This is a genomic window from Pedobacter boryungensis (genome assembly GCF_013204825.1).
GTDB classification, from domain to species: Bacteria; Bacteroidota; Bacteroidia; order Sphingobacteriales; family Sphingobacteriaceae; genus Pedobacter; species Pedobacter boryungensis.
This window is the reverse complement of sequence record NZ_JABMKV010000001.1, coordinates 1,030,959-1,048,816: the sequence shown is the minus strand read 5'-3', so window position 1 is coordinate 1,048,816 and position 17,858 is coordinate 1,030,959. Positions and strand designations below refer to the sequence as shown.

18 protein-coding genes are annotated in these 17,858 nt (G+C 32.5%); 10 read left to right on the top strand and 8 right to left on the bottom strand.

The window, feature by feature from the left end:
* Nucleotides 1-56: 56 nt before the first annotated feature.
* Nucleotides 57-1,790 (bottom strand): phospho-sugar mutase, encoded by a 1,734-nt coding sequence (locus HQN85_RS04580; RefSeq protein WP_173269251.1) that lies wholly within the window; start codon nt 1,788-1,790, stop codon nt 57-59.
* Between the two features lie 234 nt (nt 1,791-2,024).
* Here HQN85_RS04580 and HQN85_RS04575 point away from each other — a divergent pair, with 234 nt between their 5' ends.
* Together HQN85_RS04575 and lysA are read left to right on the top strand one after the other, a co-directional pair.
* Nucleotides 2,025-3,338 carry an aspartate kinase gene (locus tag HQN85_RS04575; protein WP_173269249.1) on the top strand — a complete coding sequence of 438 codons (1,314 nt, stop codon included), beginning with the start codon at nt 2,025-2,027 and terminating at the stop codon, nt 3,336-3,338.
* Nucleotides 3,339-3,531: 193 nt separating this feature from the next.
* Nucleotides 3,532-4,701, top strand: a complete 1,170-nt coding sequence (gene lysA, locus HQN85_RS04570; RefSeq protein ID WP_173269247.1) for a diaminopimelate decarboxylase — start codon at nt 3,532-3,534, stop codon at nt 4,699-4,701.
* A gap of 57 nt (nt 4,702-4,758) precedes the next feature.
* Here the strand turns inward: lysA and HQN85_RS04565 are convergent, their stop codons facing one another.
* The 4 genes from HQN85_RS04565 to HQN85_RS04550 all read right to left on the bottom strand — a co-directional run bounded on the left by HQN85_RS04565 (nt 4,759) and on the right by HQN85_RS04550 (nt 7,461).
* Nucleotides 4,759-4,974: a hypothetical protein gene (locus HQN85_RS04565; RefSeq protein ID WP_173269245.1), complete on the bottom strand. Its 216-nt coding sequence runs from the start codon at nt 4,972-4,974 to the stop codon at nt 4,759-4,761.
* 212 nt (nt 4,975-5,186) lie between these two features.
* The gene (locus HQN85_RS04560; protein ID WP_173269243.1) at nt 5,187-5,819 is read right to left on the bottom strand and encodes a hypothetical protein; all 633 of its coding nucleotides are present in this window, start codon (nt 5,817-5,819) and stop codon (nt 5,187-5,189) included.
* Between the two features lie 59 nt (nt 5,820-5,878).
* Nucleotides 5,879-6,265 (bottom strand): SRPBCC domain-containing protein, encoded by a 387-nt coding sequence (locus HQN85_RS04555; protein WP_173269241.1) that lies wholly within the window; start codon nt 6,263-6,265, stop codon nt 5,879-5,881.
* A gap of 5 nt (nt 6,266-6,270) precedes the next feature.
* On the bottom strand, nt 6,271-7,461 hold the full coding sequence (locus HQN85_RS04550) for an acyl-CoA dehydrogenase family protein (RefSeq protein ID WP_173269239.1): 1,191 nt from the start codon (nt 7,459-7,461) through the stop codon (nt 6,271-6,273).
* A 125-nt stretch (nt 7,462-7,586) separates the two neighbouring features.
* On the opposite strand from HQN85_RS04550, the gene HQN85_RS04545 reads away from it, so the two are divergent.
* Nucleotides 7,587-7,949 (top strand): dihydroneopterin aldolase, encoded by a 363-nt coding sequence (locus HQN85_RS04545; protein WP_173269238.1) that lies wholly within the window; start codon nt 7,587-7,589, stop codon nt 7,947-7,949.
* A gap of 1 nt (nt 7,950) precedes the next feature.
* On the top strand, nt 7,951-9,351 hold the full coding sequence (locus HQN85_RS04540) for an FAD-binding oxidoreductase (protein ID WP_173269236.1): 1,401 nt from the start codon (nt 7,951-7,953) through the stop codon (nt 9,349-9,351).
* 59 nt (nt 9,352-9,410) lie between these two features.
* Here the strand turns inward: HQN85_RS04540 and HQN85_RS04535 are convergent, their stop codons facing one another.
* Nucleotides 9,411-9,899 carry an acyl-CoA thioesterase gene (locus HQN85_RS04535; RefSeq protein ID WP_173269234.1) on the bottom strand — a complete coding sequence of 163 codons (489 nt, stop codon included), beginning with the start codon at nt 9,897-9,899 and terminating at the stop codon, nt 9,411-9,413.
* Nucleotides 9,900-9,971: 72 nt separating this feature from the next.
* On the opposite strand from HQN85_RS04535, the gene HQN85_RS04530 reads away from it, so the two are divergent.
* From HQN85_RS04530 to HQN85_RS04515, 4 genes are all read left to right on the top strand, one after another.
* Entirely contained in the window at nt 9,972-10,406 is a 435-nt protein-coding gene (locus HQN85_RS04530) for an Hsp20/alpha crystallin family protein (protein ID WP_173269232.1), read from the top strand.
* A 160-nt stretch (nt 10,407-10,566) separates the two neighbouring features.
* A complete protein-coding gene (locus HQN85_RS04525; protein WP_173269230.1) occupies nt 10,567-11,880 on the top strand; it encodes a nicotinamide mononucleotide adenylyltransferase in 1,314 nt (437 codons plus the stop codon).
* On the top strand, nt 11,880-12,827 hold the full coding sequence (gene rlmF / locus HQN85_RS04520; RefSeq protein ID WP_173269228.1) for a 23S rRNA (adenine(1618)-N(6))-methyltransferase RlmF: 948 nt from the start codon (nt 11,880-11,882) through the stop codon (nt 12,825-12,827). Before HQN85_RS04525 ends, rlmF begins: the two co-directional genes overlap by 1 nt.
* A 105-nt stretch (nt 12,828-12,932) precedes the next feature.
* Complete coding sequence (locus HQN85_RS04515) at nt 12,933-13,895, top strand: glycoside hydrolase family 43 protein (protein ID WP_173269226.1); 963 nt, start codon at nt 12,933-12,935, stop codon at nt 13,893-13,895.
* Between the two features lie 135 nt (nt 13,896-14,030).
* Here HQN85_RS04515 and HQN85_RS04510 read toward each other — a convergent pair whose 3' ends face one another.
* Together HQN85_RS04510 and HQN85_RS04505 are read right to left on the bottom strand one after the other, a co-directional pair.
* A complete protein-coding gene (locus tag HQN85_RS04510; RefSeq protein ID WP_173269224.1) occupies nt 14,031-14,468 on the bottom strand; it encodes a GNAT family N-acetyltransferase in 438 nt (145 codons plus the stop codon).
* A 74-nt stretch (nt 14,469-14,542) separates the two neighbouring features.
* The gene (locus HQN85_RS04505; RefSeq protein WP_173269222.1) at nt 14,543-15,034 is read right to left on the bottom strand and encodes a YajQ family cyclic di-GMP-binding protein; all 492 of its coding nucleotides are present in this window, start codon (nt 15,032-15,034) and stop codon (nt 14,543-14,545) included.
* A gap of 75 nt (nt 15,035-15,109) precedes the next feature.
* Here HQN85_RS04505 and HQN85_RS04500 point away from each other — a divergent pair, with 75 nt between their 5' ends.
* Complete coding sequence (locus HQN85_RS04500) at nt 15,110-15,694, top strand: hypothetical protein (protein WP_173269221.1); 585 nt, start codon at nt 15,110-15,112, stop codon at nt 15,692-15,694.
* A 102-nt stretch (nt 15,695-15,796) separates the two neighbouring features.
* A complete protein-coding gene (ppk1, locus tag HQN85_RS04495; protein WP_173269219.1) occupies nt 15,797-17,854 on the top strand; it encodes a polyphosphate kinase 1 in 2,058 nt (685 codons plus the stop codon).
* Nucleotides 17,855-17,858: the final 4 nt, after the last annotated feature.

The following is a 17,858-nucleotide window of genomic DNA, read 5'->3' as shown; positions in this document are numbered from 1 at the left end:
AAAGATTTCTCCGTTTCGCTTTGCTACACTTGAAATGACGAATTAACTCGCAGGAATTATCCTTGTAAATCTTCCATTATCGTTTTAATCTTTTCTGCAAGTTTAGCTTCTGTTTCATCAAAATCAGCTGCGCTTGCTAAATAGGCATTTACACTGCAATAGAACTTTATTTTAGGTTCAGTGCCACTTGGCCTAGCAGAAATAATACTTCCATCTTCAGTTATAAATTGTAAAACATCAGATTTTGGAAAGCCTAATTCCTTGCTTGTGCCAGCTTTAATATCAGTTTCTTTATTTAGCTCATAATCTTTTAACGTTACCACTTCAGAACCACCTAATTTTGCAGGCGGGTTGTTTCTGAATTTTTCCATCATTGCTTTGATCTCTTCGGCACCAGTTTTACCTTTTTTGGTAATTGATACTAAATCTTCTTTGTACATACCATAGGTTACATACATTTCAATCATCGCTTGGTATAAACTGCTACCTTTATCTTTGTAAAAAGCAGTCATCTCAGCTATAAAAGCACAAGAAACTACGGCGTCTTTATCTCTCACTAAATCACCAATCAAGTAGCCATAACTTTCTTCACCGCCAGCAATAAAGGTTTTTTTACCTTGTAAATTAGTCATTACTTGACCAATCCATTTAAAACCTGTTAACGTATTGAAATATTCAACTCCTTTAGCATCGCAAATGGCTTTAATTAAACTAGTTGTTACTATGGTAGAAACCACATATTCATTGCCAGTTAATTTTCCTTTTTCTTCCCAAGCTGTTAAAATATAGTTAATTAACAAGCTTCCGGTCTGATTTCCATTTAATAATACAAATTCACCATCGTTATTTTTGACAGCAATACCCACACGATCAGCATCCGGATCGGTTGCTAAAACCAAATCAGCATCAATTTCTTTTGCTTTTTTTAAGGCTAAAGTCAATGCTTCTTTTTCTTCTGGGTTTGGATAAACAACAGTTGGGAAATTTCCATCGGGTTTACTTTGCTCTTCAACAACAGTTACATTGGTAAAGCCAAATTGTGCTAATGCTTTCGGTACTAATGTAATTCCAGTACCATGAATAGGAGAATACACTATTTTTAAATCATGTTCGCGAGCAATGGCATCAGGAGAAACAGAGAGTTCAGTAATTTTATCTAAGTAAAGCTGATCAATTTCTTCGCCTATTAATTCTACATTGTTATCAATTCGTTCAAATTTTACTTCATCAATATTTTTAATGGCAGCAACTTCATCCATTACCATTTTATCATCTGGGGCAGTAAATTGCCCACCGTCATTTCCGTAAGCTTTATAACCGTTATATTCTTTCGGGTTATGCGATGCTGTCAACATTACACCACTTTTACAACCTAAAGTACGGATAGCGAAAGAGAGTTCTGGAGTTGGTCTTAATGCAGTAAAGAAGTAAACATGAATACCATTTGCAGAGAACACATCTGCGGTGATTTTCGCAAAATAATCTGAGTTATTTCTGCTATCATGTGCAATAGCAACACTTATTTTTTCGTTTGGATATTTTTTGTTTAAATAATTTGATAAACCTTGCGTGGCTGTTCCAATGGTATATTTATTAATTCGATTAGAACCAGCACCCATAATTCCACGTAATCCGCCTGTACCAAACTCTAAATTTCTGTAAAATGCATCGGTTAATTCAGTCGTGGAATTACTATCTAATAATGATTGAATAGAATTTTTAGTTTCTTGGTCATAATTTCCAGTAAGCCATTGATTTATGGTTGTTAATGTCGATTCTTCTAGTTGCATACTTGATTTAGTTGATGTTTTATATATACTACAAAACAGAATTAAAATTGTTCAAATCTATTTTTCAGAACGTTATCAGAATTTTATTTTGCCAATTAAGCGGAAATTAAACGCCTTTTCGCTATTTTCACGCCCCGATACAATAATAAGAAAAATACGCATTTTAAAATGAAGCATTTATATTTTTTCTGATATAAAAAACTTCATTATCGGTTTAAAAACAAGTAAATTCTAATGAAAATATTAAAATTTGGCGGTACGTCTGTAGGTAGCCCAGAGCGCATGACAAAATTGTTGGATATTATTAATCCAGCAGAAGAACAAATCGTAGTATTATCAGCCATGTCTGGTACTACAAACAGTTTAGTAGAAATTTCTGCCAAGTTATTGAAGGAAGAAAAACAGGACGCCGCTCAATTAATTAATTCATTACATCAAAAATACAATGAGGTTGTAGCAGAGCTTTTACCAACAGGTGATTTCAGACAACAGGGACAAGAAATAGTTGATTATCATTTCAATTTCTTGACTTCTTTGGCAAATGATATGTTTACGAGCATAGAAGAGAAGGTTGTTTTAGCTCAGGGAGAATTATTATCCACCACATTATATCACATTTATTTAAAATCTATTGGTGTGCCATCTGTGCTTTTACCAGCTTTAGATTTTATGAAAATTGATGAAGATAATGAACCAGATATTCCATTTACAACCGAACATTTAACTCCATTATTAGCTCAGCATAAAGGGAATAAACTATTTATCACTCAGGGTTTTATTTGTAGAAATAGTTTTGGTGAGGTAGATAATTTGCGTAGAGGTGGAAGTGATTATACAGCTTCGTTACTAGGAGCAGCTATTATGGCTGAAGAAGTTCAAATTTGGACTGATATTGATGGAATGCATAATAATGATCCGAGAATTGTAAAAGGCACCAAACCAATTTCTCATTTATCATTTGATGAAGCGGCAGAATTAGCTTATTTCGGTGCGAAAATTTTGCATCCACAGTCTGTTTTTCCTGCTCAGAAATATAAAATTCCAGTTAGACTATTAAACACAATGGAGCCTAAAGCTTTAGGAACTGTTATTAGTACTGAAAGCGAAAAGGGTAAGATTAAATCTATTGCTGCAAAAGATGGAATAACAGCTATTAAAATTCAATCGAGTAGAATGCTATTGGCTTATGGTTTTTTGCGTCGAATTTTCGAGATTTTCGAACGCTATAAAACACCAATTGATATGATTACTACTTCGGAAGTTGCCGTATCTTTAACGATTGATTTAACCGATAATCTGGATGAAATAGTAAAAGAACTAAACTCTTTCGGTTCGGTTGAAATTGATAAAGATCAGACTATTATATGTGTTGTAGGTGATTTTGGTGCAGAAAAACATGGTTATGCAGCCAAAGTGTTAGATTCAATTAAACATATTCCGGTACGAATGATTTCTTATGGCGGAAGTGCTTATAATATTTCGCTTTTAGTTGGTACACCAAACAAAGTTGAAGCACTAAGAAGTTTACACGATCGTATTTTTGAATAAATAATGCGCATTTACACTCTTTTTCTAAGATAGAAATAGAGAAAAATGATAACCAACAAAAGTAAGATAGAAAGTCGGATTCTGCGTTCAAACTCCTTTCGGCTAATATTTCCATTTTTGTAATCGATATAATTACCGGCATACATTATTGCCAAAAAGACCAAGAAGAGTATAAATAGAAATTTCAAAGATTATGTTTTCCGATAAAGATATAGCACATTTCTCTAAATTAGAAACTCCGTTTTACTATTACGATTTAAAGTTGCTTGAAAATACCTTAAATGCATGTAATAAAGCTGCAAGTGCGTACAAATTTCATGTGCATTATGCAATGAAAGCTAATTTTAATCCAATCGTATTAAAAAAGATTGAAGAAGTTGGCTTTGGTGCAGATTGCGTAAGTGGAGGCGAGGTGAAAAAAGCCTTAGAAATGGGTTTTGCTAAAGAAAAAGTTGTTTTTGCGGGGGTTGGTAAATCAGATAAAGAAATTAACGATGCATTAGATAATGATATTTTTTGTTTTAATGTAGAATCTGTACAAGAGCTTTCTGTAATTAATGATTTAGCAGAAAAGAAAGGTAAAATTGCTAAAATTGCTATTCGAATTAATCCAAATGTTGATGCACATACACATGCAAATATCACCACTGGTTTAGATGAAAATAAGTTTGGTGTTAACTCTTGGGATATGCCAGCCTGTGCGGATGTTTTAAATATTTCACCAAATTTGCAATTCATTGGTATTCACTTTCATATCGGTTCTCAGATTACGAATTTGGATGTTTATAAAAATCTTTGTGTTCGTGTAAATGAGTTTGCTGCTTGGTTTGAAGATCATGGATTTAAAGTAACTGTTTTAAATGTTGGTGGAGGTTTGGGTATAGATTATCATCATCCAAATCAGCAAATTCCTGATTTTGAATCATACTTTAAAATTTTTGCAGATTTCTTAGCGATAAAACCGTATCAGGAAGTTCATTTTGAATTGGGTAGGGCATTAGTTGGCCAAAGCGCCTCTTTAATAAGCAGAGTGCTTTACGTTAAGAATGGTAAGAAAAAGAATTTTATCATTTTAGATGCTGGTATGACAGAATTAATGCGTCCAGCGTTGTATCAAGCTTATCATCAAATAGAAAATCTATCACAAACAAGTACTGAGATTGTCAAATATGATGTCGTAGGACCAATTTGCGAGAGTACAGATTGTTTTGGCAAGGAAGTTCAATTACCAGAAACCTTTAGAAATGACCTTATTGCAATTAGAAGTGCTGGAGCGTACGGAGAAGTAATGGCATCCCATTATAATTTAAGAGAAAATGTACAAACTGTTTCTAGCGAAAAAATAGCTCAGTGTATTAGCTGACAAATAAAAAGAAGAGAATTTAATTGGTTAAATTCTCTTCTTTTTATTTTAAATTACCTAGCTATTTTTTTTAGAACTTACAAAGATTATAACTCCAGCTATTAAAACTATACCGCCTACATATGGTGGCCAGTTCACAGATTTTTCTTTATCTGCAGAAACCTGAATAGGTCCCGCATCAATTACTTTTTCCCTTTTAGTGTAAGTAAAACCTGTCCAAATTAATAGTATTATACCTAATACAATTAAAATAATGCTTAATGTTCTGCCCATAATATTAAATTTATTAAGGAACAGCTTTATAGGGAAATTGTTTTAAAATGAGTAACCTAAAGTGATTTTTCCAGAGTTATTCATTAAGTTGTTGCCACTGCTGAGTATGCCATAAGCATTTCTAATTTTCAAGAAAAAAGAAAAATCTGAAGCCATACCACTAATCTTTTCAGATGTATAATTAATATTATGTTGTAAACCTATAGTGGCTCCTAAAAACAGGCGAAATCCATATTGTCTATCCCTATTTTTTTGCCGTACCAAATAACTTCAGTAGACCCACCTGTAGAATATAAGGTTGTTTTATCTGAGGTAATAGATAAAGGATCGTGTTTTTCTCTTTCTTTTTTAATGAAAGAAGAATAGCCTCCTCCTTCAAATACTACAGAATTTTCCCAATTTAATACTCTAAACTCTGTATTACCTGATTGTTCAGCATAACCAATTGAAGTTCTTAATCCCAAACCTTGAAAACCTTTTCCATAAAATTCATCACTAATTTTACGTGTCGAATTTTCGTAGCCTCTAGATGTACCGCCAAAATAGGCAAAACCACCGTATGAGAAATTAATATTATTTATAACATGTGAACGATTGTAATTTATAAATCCCATTACCATATCTCCAGTTTCATATGGCAAAGTATTGTTTGAAAAACTTACACTTAAGTAATTTTTAGTTTTCACGCTATCTGCCATCATAGGTTTTGGTAAATAGGAAACGTGATTTGAGGTAGATGCAGGTGTGTAAAATACAGGTAGTGTGCTGTTTAAGCTACCGCATGAAGAGATAAAACCGCTTAGTAAAAGCAGAATTAGGAGGAAACTATTCCTTTTGATGAACATAATTTAGAGCGTTTATTTTGCTTTCTAAAATACAAAACATTCTTAAACAGAAATAAATATTAAAATTCCACTTCAAAAAAATCAGCTAGTCCACCTAAAAAATACTCCTCAATTCCTTCAGTAAAATCTTTATAATCTTCCTCAGGGATATTAGTTTGTACAAATTCTAAAGAAGTACCTTTTTTATCTTCATGTAGTTTAATAGTTACTATTGATGGTTCACTATCTTCTCCAAAATACCATTGTTGAACGATTTTTTTATTGGGATCAAACTCAATGTTTTTACCTACAATATCACCATCCCAAAAAGAAAATTCTGTTCCAGCTTCCTCTATAAACTCTACCTCGGCTCCGGTCCATAATTGTATACTTTGAGCTTTTGTTAAGGCTAAATAAACTTCTTCTGGCGAAGCAGGTAAGGGTAAGTATTTTTTATAATTTTTCATTATGGTTATTTGAATGCATTTAAACCTGTTACGTCCATTCCAGTTATTAATAAATGTACGTCATGAGTTCCCTCGTAAGTAACTACAGATTCTAAATTCATCATGTGTCTCATAATCGAATATTCACCAGTTATCCCCATTCCACCTAACATTTGACGAGCATTACGAGCAATATCTAAAGCAATTTCAACACTGTTTCGTTTAGCCATAGAAATTTGTTCTGCAGTTGCTCTATTCTCACTTTTTAAAACTCCTAAACGCCAAACCAATAATTGACCTTTTGTGATTTCGGTAATCATTTCTGCTAATTTCTTTTGTTGTAATTGAAATCCGCCAATTGGTTTTCCAAACTGAATTCGTTCTTTTGAATAACGTAAAGCTGTATCATAGCAATCCATTGCAGCACCCAATGCGCCCCAAGCAATGCCGTAACGAGCCTGGTTTAAACAGCCTAAAGGTCCTTTTAAACCTTTAATGTCTGGGAAAATATTTTCTTTTGGAACTTTTACATTATCAAAAACTAACTCACCAGTTGCAGAAGCTCGTAAACTCCATTTGCCATGTGTTTCTGGTGTAGTAAAACCTTCCATACCACGTTCTACTACCATTCCGCGTATTTTTCCTTCCTCATCCTTAGCCCAAACCACAGCAATATCTGCAAATGGGGCATTAGAAATCCACATTTTTGCACCATTTAAAAGATAATGATCGCCTTTATCTTTAATGTTGGTTACCATCCCGCCAGGATTAGAACCGTGATCTGGTTCTGTTAAACCAAAACAACCCATTATCTCACCTGTGGCTAGTTTTGGTAAATATTTTTTACGTTGCTCTTCTGTGCCATAAGCATAAATAGGGTACATGACTAAAGAACCTTGAACAGATGCCGTAGAACGGATACCTGAATCTCCACGTTCAATTTCCTGCATAATAATTCCATATGCAGTGTAATCTAAACCTGCTCCTCCATATTCAACTGGAATTGTCGGTCCAAATGCACCAATTTCTCCTAAACCCTTAATTAAATGTTTAGGAAATTCGGCTCTTTGAGCATAATCTTCAATTATCGGACTTACTTCTTTTTTAACCCAATCTCTTACAGTTGAGCGAATTAAAAGATGTTCTTCTGATAAAAGCTCATCTAATTGATAATAATCTGGTGCTTCGTAAAGATCTTTCTTGGTCGATTTATTCATGTTTTGTAGCGATTTGGTTATGCTTTTTGGTAAAACCAAAGGTAATAATTTACTATAATGACTAGTTAAAACCGTTAAAAAAATTAATTTTGCTACATAAATTGCTTTTAAATAAGTTAAACCTAATGTTTGTACAAACAGTTGCCTTAAAAGATGTAAAGTTTTATGCTTTTCACGGATTTTATCCTGAAGAACAGCTCACAGGAAGTCATTTTTCTGTGGATATTGAGGTAACTTTTATACCAACTGGCGATACAGAAGATTTAAAGCAAACCGTAAACTATGAGGTGATCAATACAATTCTCATATCGGCTATGCAAAAGACGCAAAAGCTGCTAGAAACAGTCGTTAAAAATATAATAGATGAGTTAATAAAAGTTTATCCATTTATAGCAACAACAACTGTTGGGATAAAAAAAATACATCCACCTATGCCTGGCGAGATAGGTCATTCATTTGTACAATTAAAATATACTTCTTCAAAATAAAATGGAATACACCAAAATTACGAGCGCTATTTTAGCTGAAATTGAAAATGCTATTGGTAAAGCAAATGTTTTTGTTGATGATGAATCATTAGCAAATTATGGTCATGATGAAACTGAAGATTTGAGCTATTTCCCAGAAGTTGTGGTTAAGCCTGTAGATACTGCTAGTGTTTCAGCACTGCTTAAAATCTGTAACCAATATCACATTCCGGTTACGCCACGTGGCGGAGGAACTGGTTTAAGTGGCGCTGCTTTGCCAATTTTTGGTGGAGTTCTATTGTCAATGGAAAAATTTAAAGCAATTATAGATATTGATACTGAAAATTTACAAGCTACTGTTGAGCCTGGTGTAATTACTGAGGAATTTATGAATGCCATTGCCGAAAAGGGATTGCTTTATCCGGTAGATCCGAGTAGTAAAGGTTCATGTTTTATTGGTGGTAATGTAGCGCATGGTTCTGGTGGGCCAAGAGTAGTTAAATATGGTACTATTCGTGAATATATTCTCAATTTAGAAATTGTTTTGGCTAATGGTGATGTAATTTGGACTGGTGCAAATACATTAAAATATGCTTCTGGTTATAATTTAACACAGCTGATGATCGGTTCGGAAGGAACTTTGGCAGTAGTTACTAAAATTGTAACAAAACTAATTCCTGCAGTGAGTCAAACTGTATTGATGTTAGGTTCATTTGCTACAAATGAACAAGCTTGTGCGGCAGTATCAGCTATTTTTAGAGCAGGAATTACGCCATCTGCATTAGAGTTTATGGAAAGGAAAGGGGTAGAGTGGGTAATTAAATTTGATGATATAAAGTTCGATTTAAAAGATGATGTAAATGCATTTTTAATGATTGAGTTTGATGGAGATGACTTAGACACCATTTTTAAAGATTGTGAAAAGGTAAATATGGTACTCGAAGAATTTGGATGTACAGAAGTTCTTTTTGCAGATACAGCGCAACAAAAAGAAGATTTATGGCGAATGCGTAGAACAATGGCCGAATCTGTAAAATCAAACTCAGTTTATAAAGAAGAAGATACGGTTGTACCTAGGGCTGCATTGCCAAAGTTGATCAATGGAATTAAAGAAATTGGTACTAAATATGGTTTTGAAAGTGTTTGTTATGGACACGCAGGAGATGGAAACTTGCACATTAATATTATTAAAGGCAGTATGAGTGATGAAGATTGGAATGATAAGTTGAAAGATGGTATTGTAGAGATATTTGAATTAACAACCGACTTAGGTGGAACAATTTCTGGTGAACATGGCATTGGATTAGTGCAAAAGAATTATATGTCTATTAAATACAGCGAAATTCACTTAAGTTTAATGCGCAATATTAAAAAGGTTTTTGATCCGAAAGGGATTTTAAATCCTGGTAAGATATTTAATTAGTTGATGGATTGTTGGATGATTGGTTACTGAGCCAATTATCCAATGAACCAAACCGCTAGCTAACCAGCAAGTTGTTCAAATTCCATCATTTTATTTCTTTCCTTATCTGGAATTGCGACAGGCTTTTTTGAGTTATAATCAAAAGCCACGCAAACAGTTTTGCCTCTACTGCAAATTATCTCTTTCCCATTTATTTCTTTTGAAATCAAATATTCTAAATCAAAACTTGTAGTTCCTATTCTAGAAGTGCGTACCTGCATTGTTATTTTATCACCTAAAAATAGTGGTGCTAAATAATCTATTGATGCTTGACCAATTATAACACCTGTGGTTTGCCAATCCCATTTTATGGCATGATTCCAATACTTTGTTCTTCCAATTTCCATGTAAGTAAAATAAACCGCATTATTTACATGACCCATCATATCTAAATCAGCAAAACGCATTTCAATTGTAGTTTTATACTTGAAACTGTCTGAATGACCAAGATTAACTGACTTTTTGTCTGTTGCAATTTCTTTTTTTCGCCAAAATGTCTTAAAAAACATAAATAATAGGGTTGGAATGAGGTTTGAATATGAACAATTATAATTTAAAATATATATAACGGAGGATTTAAAATGACTTTAGTAAAATTTAACAACAAAACAAGAAACACAGCACCATATTTTAACAATGTTTTCGATTCTTTGTTTAGCGATGCATTAAATAAAAATTACGGTGTAAATAAAGTACCTAATGTAAACATTTATGAAAACACAAGTGATTACAAAATTGAATTAGCTGCTCCTGGCTTAAATAAAGAAGATTTCAAAATTGATCTTAAAAAAGATAACCTTTCTGTTTGGGTAGAGAAAAAAGCAGAAAATACTGACGTACAAAAAGATTATACACGTAAAGAGTTTGAGTATACTTCATTTGCAAGATCATTTGTATTGCCAGAAGGGATTGACGCAGAAAAAATTAGTGCAGAATATATTAATGGAATTTTAACAATTACCATTGGTAAAAAAGACGAAGCTAAAGAAGCACATAAAGAAATTGTAGTTTCATAATACAATAGTTTGATTTTGAGTTTAAGGTTGGTAAGGGAGCATCGAAAGATGTTGCCCTTATCTTTTTTATAATCATTTGTTCATTGGTTTAAATATTTAGTCAGTTGAAGTAATAGACCATTGATGCTAATGAACTAATGATTTTTGTTATTTTTGCACCATGGAAAGAGAAATTCTTGATACCAAGCGTAAGGCCTTAAAAATAAATCTAAACGAACAAATTTATGGGACATTTGCAGAAATAGGTGCAGGGCAAGAAGTAGCACGTAATTTTTTTACGGCTGGCGCAGCTTCCGGTACAGTGGCTAAAACCATGTCGGCCTATGATATGACTTTTAGTGATGCGATCTATGGTGCAGAAGCGTCTGGTAGATATGTAAGTCAGAATAGACTTTTAAGAATGCTAGATCATGAATTTGGTTTGCTTAACGAACGTTTGTTAGGTGAAAAATATGATAATCGTACCTTTTTTGCATTTGCAGATACTGTTACTACGTTAAATTTTAAACGGACAAATGAACCCCATGGTTGGGTGGGAATTCGTTTTCAGAATGAACCAGAAGGTTTGCCAAACGAAATATTTTTCCATGTTCGGTTATTAGATACCGATGTAAATATGCAGCAACGCGTATTAGGTATTATTGGTGTAAACTTAGTTTACGCTGCTTTTTATCATTACCATGAACCAAAGGTGATGATAGAATCATTAGCAGATAATTTAACTGTTGGTTCGGTGGAAATTGACTTAATTTCGGTAAAAGGACCCGCTTTTGGAGATGTGAATAATACACTCTTAAATCTTTATTTAATTATGAAAGATTTTTCTGCAGCAGCTATTTTTGATGCAGATGGACACCCTCGTCAAGCTAAAGATTTATTGTATAAGAAAGACATTATGATTTTGAGGACTAAATACGGTCAAAAATCATTGCCTAACTTTAATTTATTTAATAAAGCAACCGAACAATTTAAACGTACAAACACTGTAGAAGATGGCGATCTTGCTGTGATGATAGAGGTTTTGTTAACGAACGTTTTAACTGATGAGCAAGAAACTCCTGATGACATTGATTTAGAAGCTGTAGCTAAAAGAGCTGAAGATATGTGCAAAACAGGGAATTTAGTAATTGTTTCTAATTTTACACGACATAATAGATTAGCCAAATATTTAAGCCGCTGTAAACCAAAAAGTGTTGGGATTTCGACAAATATTAATAACCTTAAATTCGTTTTCAATTCTAAAAACTTCGGCGATAATTATTCAAGTCAATTGTTGGCATATGTGAGTGATATGTTCACGCAAAATGTGAAACTTTTCGCTTATCCTTTTATGGATAAAAAAACAAATACAGTGATCTCTACTGAAAACATGCCGGTAACTCCGGATGCAAAACCTCTATTTGATTTTCTATTGATTAACGGTTACATCACTGATATTAAAGATTATAGCGAAGAAGATGTTAAAACAGCTTAATGGAAAAGTTTAAGCAAGAAAAAAGCACTTTACATTCCAGAAATAAACATCGTTCGAGGTATGATTTTAAGGTTTTAATTAACTCATGTTCAGAACTAGCAAACTTTGTTACCGTAAACAAATATGGCGATGAATCAATTGATTTTGCAAATCCAAGTGCTGTTAAAACATTAAATAAAGCCTTACTAAAACATTTTTATCAAATAGAATTTTGGGATATACCAGAAGGATATCTTTGTCCACCAATTCCTGGTAGGGCAGATTATATTCACTACGCAGCAGACTTATTAGCTTCTTGTAATAATAAAACTATTCCGATAGGTAAGGAAATAAAAGTTTTAGATGTTGGTGTGGGTGCTAATTGTGTATATCCAATTATTGGTCATCAAGAATATGGATGGAATTTTGTTGGTTCTGAGATTGATGAAATTGCAATACGCTCTGCGAAAAATATCATTGCTATAAATCCATCCTTAAAAAATGCAATAGAAATTAGGTTGCAATCTGCTAAAAATGAAATATTTAAAACGATTGTCCATAAAGAAGAACGTTTTGATTTAACCATTTGTAATCCTCCTTTTCATGCGTCTGCAGAAGAGGCTAATGCGGGGTCACAAAGGAAAAATAGAAATTTAGGAAATAAAAATTATGCTAAACCTGTCCTTAATTTTGGTGGTAAAAATAACGAATTATGGACAAAAGGAGGTGAAATTGCTTTTATTGGAAAGATGATCGAAGAGAGTAAATCAATTAAAAATCAATGCCTTTGGTTTACAAGTTTAGTTTCTAAAAGCGAAAATTTAGCCGCTATTTACGCAATGTTAAAACGAGTAGATGTTGCTGAAATTAGAACGAGTGAAATGTCTACAGGTAACAAAATTACAAGAATTATTGCCTGGACATTTTTAGATGAAAATCAACAAAAAACATGGATTAAAGGTTGGTAGTGCTTTTCATTATTTCTTTGTACCTAACAATGACATTTGCTTATTAAAACGATTTAGTGATTTATAATTTTTGTTTATATTGCGTTACAGTAAACAAAAGATCTAATGAAACTACACCGCATTATTGTTTTCCTTTTGGCATTGCCATTATTTTCTCAAGCACAAACCTCTGGTAATCCTATATTCCCTGGTTGGTATGCAGATCCTGAAGCTCAAATTTTTGATAAAACTTATTGGGTTTATCCAACTTATTCTGCTAAATATAAAGAGCAGGTATTTATGGATGCTTTTTCATCAAAGGATTTAGTTACTTGGACAAAACATCCAAAAATTATTGATACTTCAGCAATCAAATGGGCAAACAAAGCAATGTGGGCACCATCCATCATTAAAAAGGATGGAAAATATTATTTGTTTTTCGGCGCAAATGATATTCAAAGTGATAATGAAGTTGGTGGAATTGGAGTTGCAGTTGCAAATAAACCAGACGGTCCATTTAAAGATCATATTGGCAAGCCATTAGTAGATAAATTTTATAATAAAGCGCAACCAATTGATCAATTTGTTTTTAAAGATAAAGACGGGCAATATTATCTAATTTATGGAGGTTGGTCGCACTGTAATATTGCCAAATTAAATAACGATTTTAATGGTTTTGTACCTAATGCTGATGGTACAATATTTAAAGAAATTACACCAGAAGGATATACTGAAGGTCCATTTATGTTTATTAGAAATGGCAAATATTATTTTATGTGGAGCGAAGGTGGTTGGACAGGACCAGATTATTATGTTGCTTATGCGATAGCAGATTCACCAATGGGGCCTTTTAAAAGAATTGGAAGAATTTTAAAGCAAGATACTTCTATTGCAACTGGTGCAGGCCATCACTCTGTAATACATGATGCTAAAAAAGATTTGTGGTATATTGTTTATCACCGCAGACCATTAGGCGAAAAAGATGGCAATCACCGTGCAACTTGTATTGATGAAATGTCTTTTGATAAGGATGGATTTATTAATCCTGTTAAGATTACAAAAGAAGGAGTGAAGAAAAGTAAACTTTAGATAATGAATGTCTTTTGATAAGGATGGATTTATTAATCCTGTTAAGATTACAAAAGAAGGAGTGAAGAAAAGTAAACTTTAGATAATGAATGTATAGAGGTAAGATGGAAAATGAAACATATTTTATCTTACCTTTTATTTCAAGTAGATATCTTTTACTATTATTTCCATTCTTCTTTCAGGAAATGCTAAAGCTTTAAAACCAAATTGTTCATATAGACGATGTGCATCTAATGTTCCCAAGGTATAAGTTCTTAAACCTTGTAAGTCTTTATGAAACATCATGAGTGACATTAGTTTTTTAGATAAACCTAATCCTCTAAATTCTTCTACTATAAACACATCACATAAATAAGCAAAAGTAGCCCTGTCGGTTACCCAACGAGCAAAGCCGACTTGTTTATCATCTTTATATACCCCGAAACACAAAGAGTTATGAATAGATCTTTGCACAATTTCCAAAGGAATTCCTTTTGCCCAATACGATTGCGTGCTTAAATAATGATGTACGGAATTTACATCAATTAGATTACTGTCATCAGAAAAAATGAAACCATTCTCTATAATTTCCATTCAATTGTTTATTTGTTCAATAATTCATTTGTTAATTAGGTAAGGTGCCAAATAACTAATGATTAGTGAGCTATTTAGTTTCTCATATTAATAAACTGCAATGGCTGTCCGAAATCTTCACCTCTACATAAAGAAATCACTTTTTGTAAGTCATCAATGCTTTTGCTTTGCACACGAACTTGATCATCCATCATTGAAGCCTGAACTTTTAGTTTGCTATCTTTAATTTTGGCAACAATTTTTTTTGCTGCTTCTTTATCAATTCCCTCTTTAATTTTTAGCTCTTTTCTAATCATATTACCAGATGCTACAATATCTTTCCCGAAATCCAAACTTTTTGGATCTAAATTTTGTTTCATCATACGAGAGATGATCGAATCGGTGATAGCCTTTAAACGCATATCATCTTCTGTCAAAATAGTTATGATGTTCGTTTTTTTATCTAATTCTACTGTACTATTCGAACCATTAAAATCATAACGGTTTAAAATCTCTTTTTTTGCATTGTTAATTGCATTATCTAATGTTTGGGCATCTACTTTGCTTACAATATCGAAAGTGGGCATGATTTTAGCTTTAATTGATAAAAAATAATAGATTTAATAAATAAACTTAATTCTACAAAAAACGAGAAAAAATATATGAAAACCAATAAATCAACACCTCAGAAAAAAATAACAAAAAAAGCCGCAAAAAAACAACTTGAACAAAGCTTAACAAGTAGATTTCTAGAAGCAGTTAAGGGTTTAGGCCATAATGCGGAATTAATTGCAGAAGATATTGCGAAAGCTAGTAAAATTGCTGCTAAAAAATTGTCTAAAAAGTTTAAAGAAGTAAAAGATGTTGTAGGAAATAAAATTGATGATGTTTCAAGCGCAAAAAATGCTGCTCCTAAAAAAGTTAAATTAGCTAAAAAGGATGCATCTAAACTTTTAAAGAAGGTAGATAAATCTGTAACAAAAGTGGTTAAAAAAGCAGTAGCTAAAGCTAAACCTGTTGTGTCGAGTGTAAAAGTAGCAAGTATTGCATCTGAGGAAAAAGCTGCAGCTGCATTAAAAAAACCAGTAACAAAAGCGGTAACAAAAACTAAGGCTATGGCAAATAAAACTAAAACTGCAGCGAATAGTGAAAAAAAACCAGTTGTTAAGGCAGTGTCAAACAATCCGGTTAAAAAAGTAACTTCAAAAGCTATTCCTGCTAAGAAAAATACATCGAGTACAAAGTAAATTCAGGTGTCAAATTAGCTATTAATTAACACTAACTTAACACTAAAATTTGCAGATTTGGAAATCTCTCGATTACTCGGGAGATTTTTTCGATTTTTATACATGGCTAAAAAGAAGCTACCATTTTTAAATAGAGAAATAAGTTGGCTATATTTTAATGAACGTGTTTTGCAGGAAGCTGCAGATGAAACAGTTCCATTAATTGAACGCATTAAATTTCTTTCTATTTTTTCATCAAACCTCGAAGAATTTTATCGAGTTAGAGTAGCTACACTAAGTCGATTAGTTAACTTAAATGATAAAGCAAAAGCTCTATTAGGCTTTAATCCTAAAAAAGTACTAAACGAAATCAAGAATATAGTTGTAAAACACGAACGCAAATTCGAAAATATATTTCAGGCTACTTTAATTAATGAATTAGCTCAAAACAGAATATTTATTTTAAACGATACTCAACTCAACGTATCAAGAGGGGAGTTTGTACGGAACCATTTTAGAGATAAAATTCTATCAAATTTGGTTCCTATCATGATTGATTTGGATCAACCTTTTCCAGAATTAAAAGATCGTTATTTATACTTTTTTGTACGTTTGACAAAAAAAACAGGCAAAAAAAGTGAAAAATTTGCTTTAATAGAATTACCAGAGAATTTACCTCGATTTTTAGTTTTACCAGAAACAAATGGACTAAAGTTTATCATTTTAGCTGAAGATATTATTAAATACTGCTTGGATGATATATTTTATGTGTTTAATTACGATGAAATTGAAGCCTTTTCTATTCAACTAACAAGGGATGCCGAACTAGATATTGATAAAAATATAAGCGATAAGTTTATTGAAGAATTAAAAACAAGTCTTGATAAACGCAAAAAAGGTAAACCAATGCGCTTATTATACGATACGCAAATGCCTTTTGAAATGCTGAGCATTTTGGTTACTAAATTAAAAATTGAAGCTGAAGGGTTAATTCCAGGTAATCGCTATCATCGATTTGGAGATTTTATCGCTTTTCCAAATGTTGGATCAAAAGATTTAGAATATCCAATAAATGAACCCCTTAAGGTAGATGGTTTACACAGAACTGAAAGTATTTTTAACAAACTAGCAAATCGTGATTACTTAGTTAATTTACCCTATCAATCATACGATTATATCCTTCTATTTCTTCGAGAAGCAGCAATAGATCCTAAAGTAACAGAAATTAACATCACATTGTATCGCCTTGCAGAAAATTCTAAGGTAATTAATGCGTTGATTAATGCAGCTAAAAATGGTAAGAAAGTTAATTGTGTTGTAGAATTAAAAGCTAGGTTTGACGAAAAGGCAAATATTTTTTGGACAAACAGGCTAATGGAGGAAGGTGTTAACGTCAATTATGGTTTAACAGATTATAAAGTACACTCTAAAATTTGTCTCGTTAAAAGGATGGAAAGAGGAAGAGGTGTGTATTATGCCAATCTTGCGACAGGTAATTTTAATGAAAAAACTGCTCGAATATATTGCGATCACAGTATTTTCACTTCAAAAAAGGAAATAACGTTTGATTTAAAGAAACTATTTAATGCGTTAAACAAACGTACGGTTGCAAAAGATTTTAAACATTTAATCGTTTCGCCAATAGATTCTAGGAACAAAATATATGGTTTAATTAATAGGGAAATCAAATTCGCGAAAGCAGGAAAGCCTGCTTACATGATTTTAAAAGTGAATAGTTTGGCAGATGAAGGAATTGTACAAAAACTGTACGATGCAAGTAATGCTGGCGTTCAAATTAAGCTTATTGTAAGAGGAATTTGTTGCTTGGTGCCAGGTGTTGCAGGATTTAGTGAAAACATTACTATTATTAGTATAATCGATAAGTTTTTAGAGCATGCTCGTGTTTTCATTTTTGGAAATAATGGTAAAGAAGAAATGTTTCTTTCATCTGCAGATTTAATGAGCCGCAATTTTGAGCATAGGGTAGAAGTTGGTTTTCCAGTTTTAGATGAAGGAGTAAAGCAAGAAATTAGAGACATTATAGAATTTCAGTTGCAAGACAATGTTAAAGCAAGAGATATAAATCGATTAAATAATAATAAGTATCATAAGAATCGCTTAACTACAAAAATAAGAGCCCAAGTACAGACCTATAACTACCTTAAAAACAAACATCAATAACGCT

Excerpts from the sequence above, each read along its gene's own strand:
- HQN85_RS04525 (WP_173269230.1), top strand. The coding sequence starts at position 10,567 with ATGGAAAGAGAAATTCTTGATACCAAGCGTAAGGCCTTAAAAATAAAT.
- HQN85_RS04550 (WP_173269239.1), bottom strand. The coding sequence starts at position 7,461 with ATGAATAAATCGACCAAGAAAGATCTTTACGAAGCACCAGATTATTAT.
- HQN85_RS04530 (WP_173269232.1), top strand. The coding sequence starts at position 9,972 with ATGACTTTAGTAAAATTTAACAACAAAACAAGAAACACAGCACCATAT.
- HQN85_RS04560 (WP_173269243.1), bottom strand. The coding sequence starts at position 5,819 with ATGTTCATCAAAAGGAATAGTTTCCTCCTAATTCTGCTTTTACTAAGC.
- HQN85_RS04535 (WP_173269234.1), bottom strand. The coding sequence starts at position 9,899 with ATGTTTTTTAAGACATTTTGGCGAAAAAAAGAAATTGCAACAGACAAA.
- HQN85_RS04545 (WP_173269238.1), top strand. The coding sequence starts at position 7,587 with ATGTTTGTACAAACAGTTGCCTTAAAAGATGTAAAGTTTTATGCTTTT.
- HQN85_RS04565 (WP_173269245.1), bottom strand. The coding sequence starts at position 4,974 with ATGGGCAGAACATTAAGCATTATTTTAATTGTATTAGGTATAATACTA.
- HQN85_RS04580 (WP_173269251.1), bottom strand. The coding sequence starts at position 1,790 with ATGCAACTAGAAGAATCGACATTAACAACCATAAATCAATGGCTTACT.
- lysA (WP_173269247.1), top strand. The coding sequence starts at position 3,532 with ATGTTTTCCGATAAAGATATAGCACATTTCTCTAAATTAGAAACTCCG.
- HQN85_RS04540 (WP_173269236.1), top strand. The coding sequence starts at position 7,951 with ATGGAATACACCAAAATTACGAGCGCTATTTTAGCTGAAATTGAAAAT.
- HQN85_RS04555 (WP_173269241.1), bottom strand. The coding sequence starts at position 6,265 with ATGAAAAATTATAAAAAATACTTACCCTTACCTGCTTCGCCAGAAGAA.
- ppk1 (WP_173269219.1), top strand. The coding sequence starts at position 15,797 with ATGGCTAAAAAGAAGCTACCATTTTTAAATAGAGAAATAAGTTGGCTA.
- HQN85_RS04505 (WP_173269222.1), bottom strand. The coding sequence starts at position 15,034 with ATGCCCACTTTCGATATTGTAAGCAAAGTAGATGCCCAAACATTAGAT.
- HQN85_RS04515 (WP_173269226.1), top strand. The coding sequence starts at position 12,933 with ATGAAACTACACCGCATTATTGTTTTCCTTTTGGCATTGCCATTATTT.
- HQN85_RS04510 (WP_173269224.1), bottom strand. The coding sequence starts at position 14,468 with ATGGAAATTATAGAGAATGGTTTCATTTTTTCTGATGACAGTAATCTA.
- HQN85_RS04575 (WP_173269249.1), top strand. The coding sequence starts at position 2,025 with ATGAAAATATTAAAATTTGGCGGTACGTCTGTAGGTAGCCCAGAGCGC.
- HQN85_RS04500 (WP_173269221.1), top strand. The coding sequence starts at position 15,110 with ATGAAAACCAATAAATCAACACCTCAGAAAAAAATAACAAAAAAAGCC.
- rlmF (WP_173269228.1), top strand. The coding sequence starts at position 11,880 with ATGGAAAAGTTTAAGCAAGAAAAAAGCACTTTACATTCCAGAAATAAA.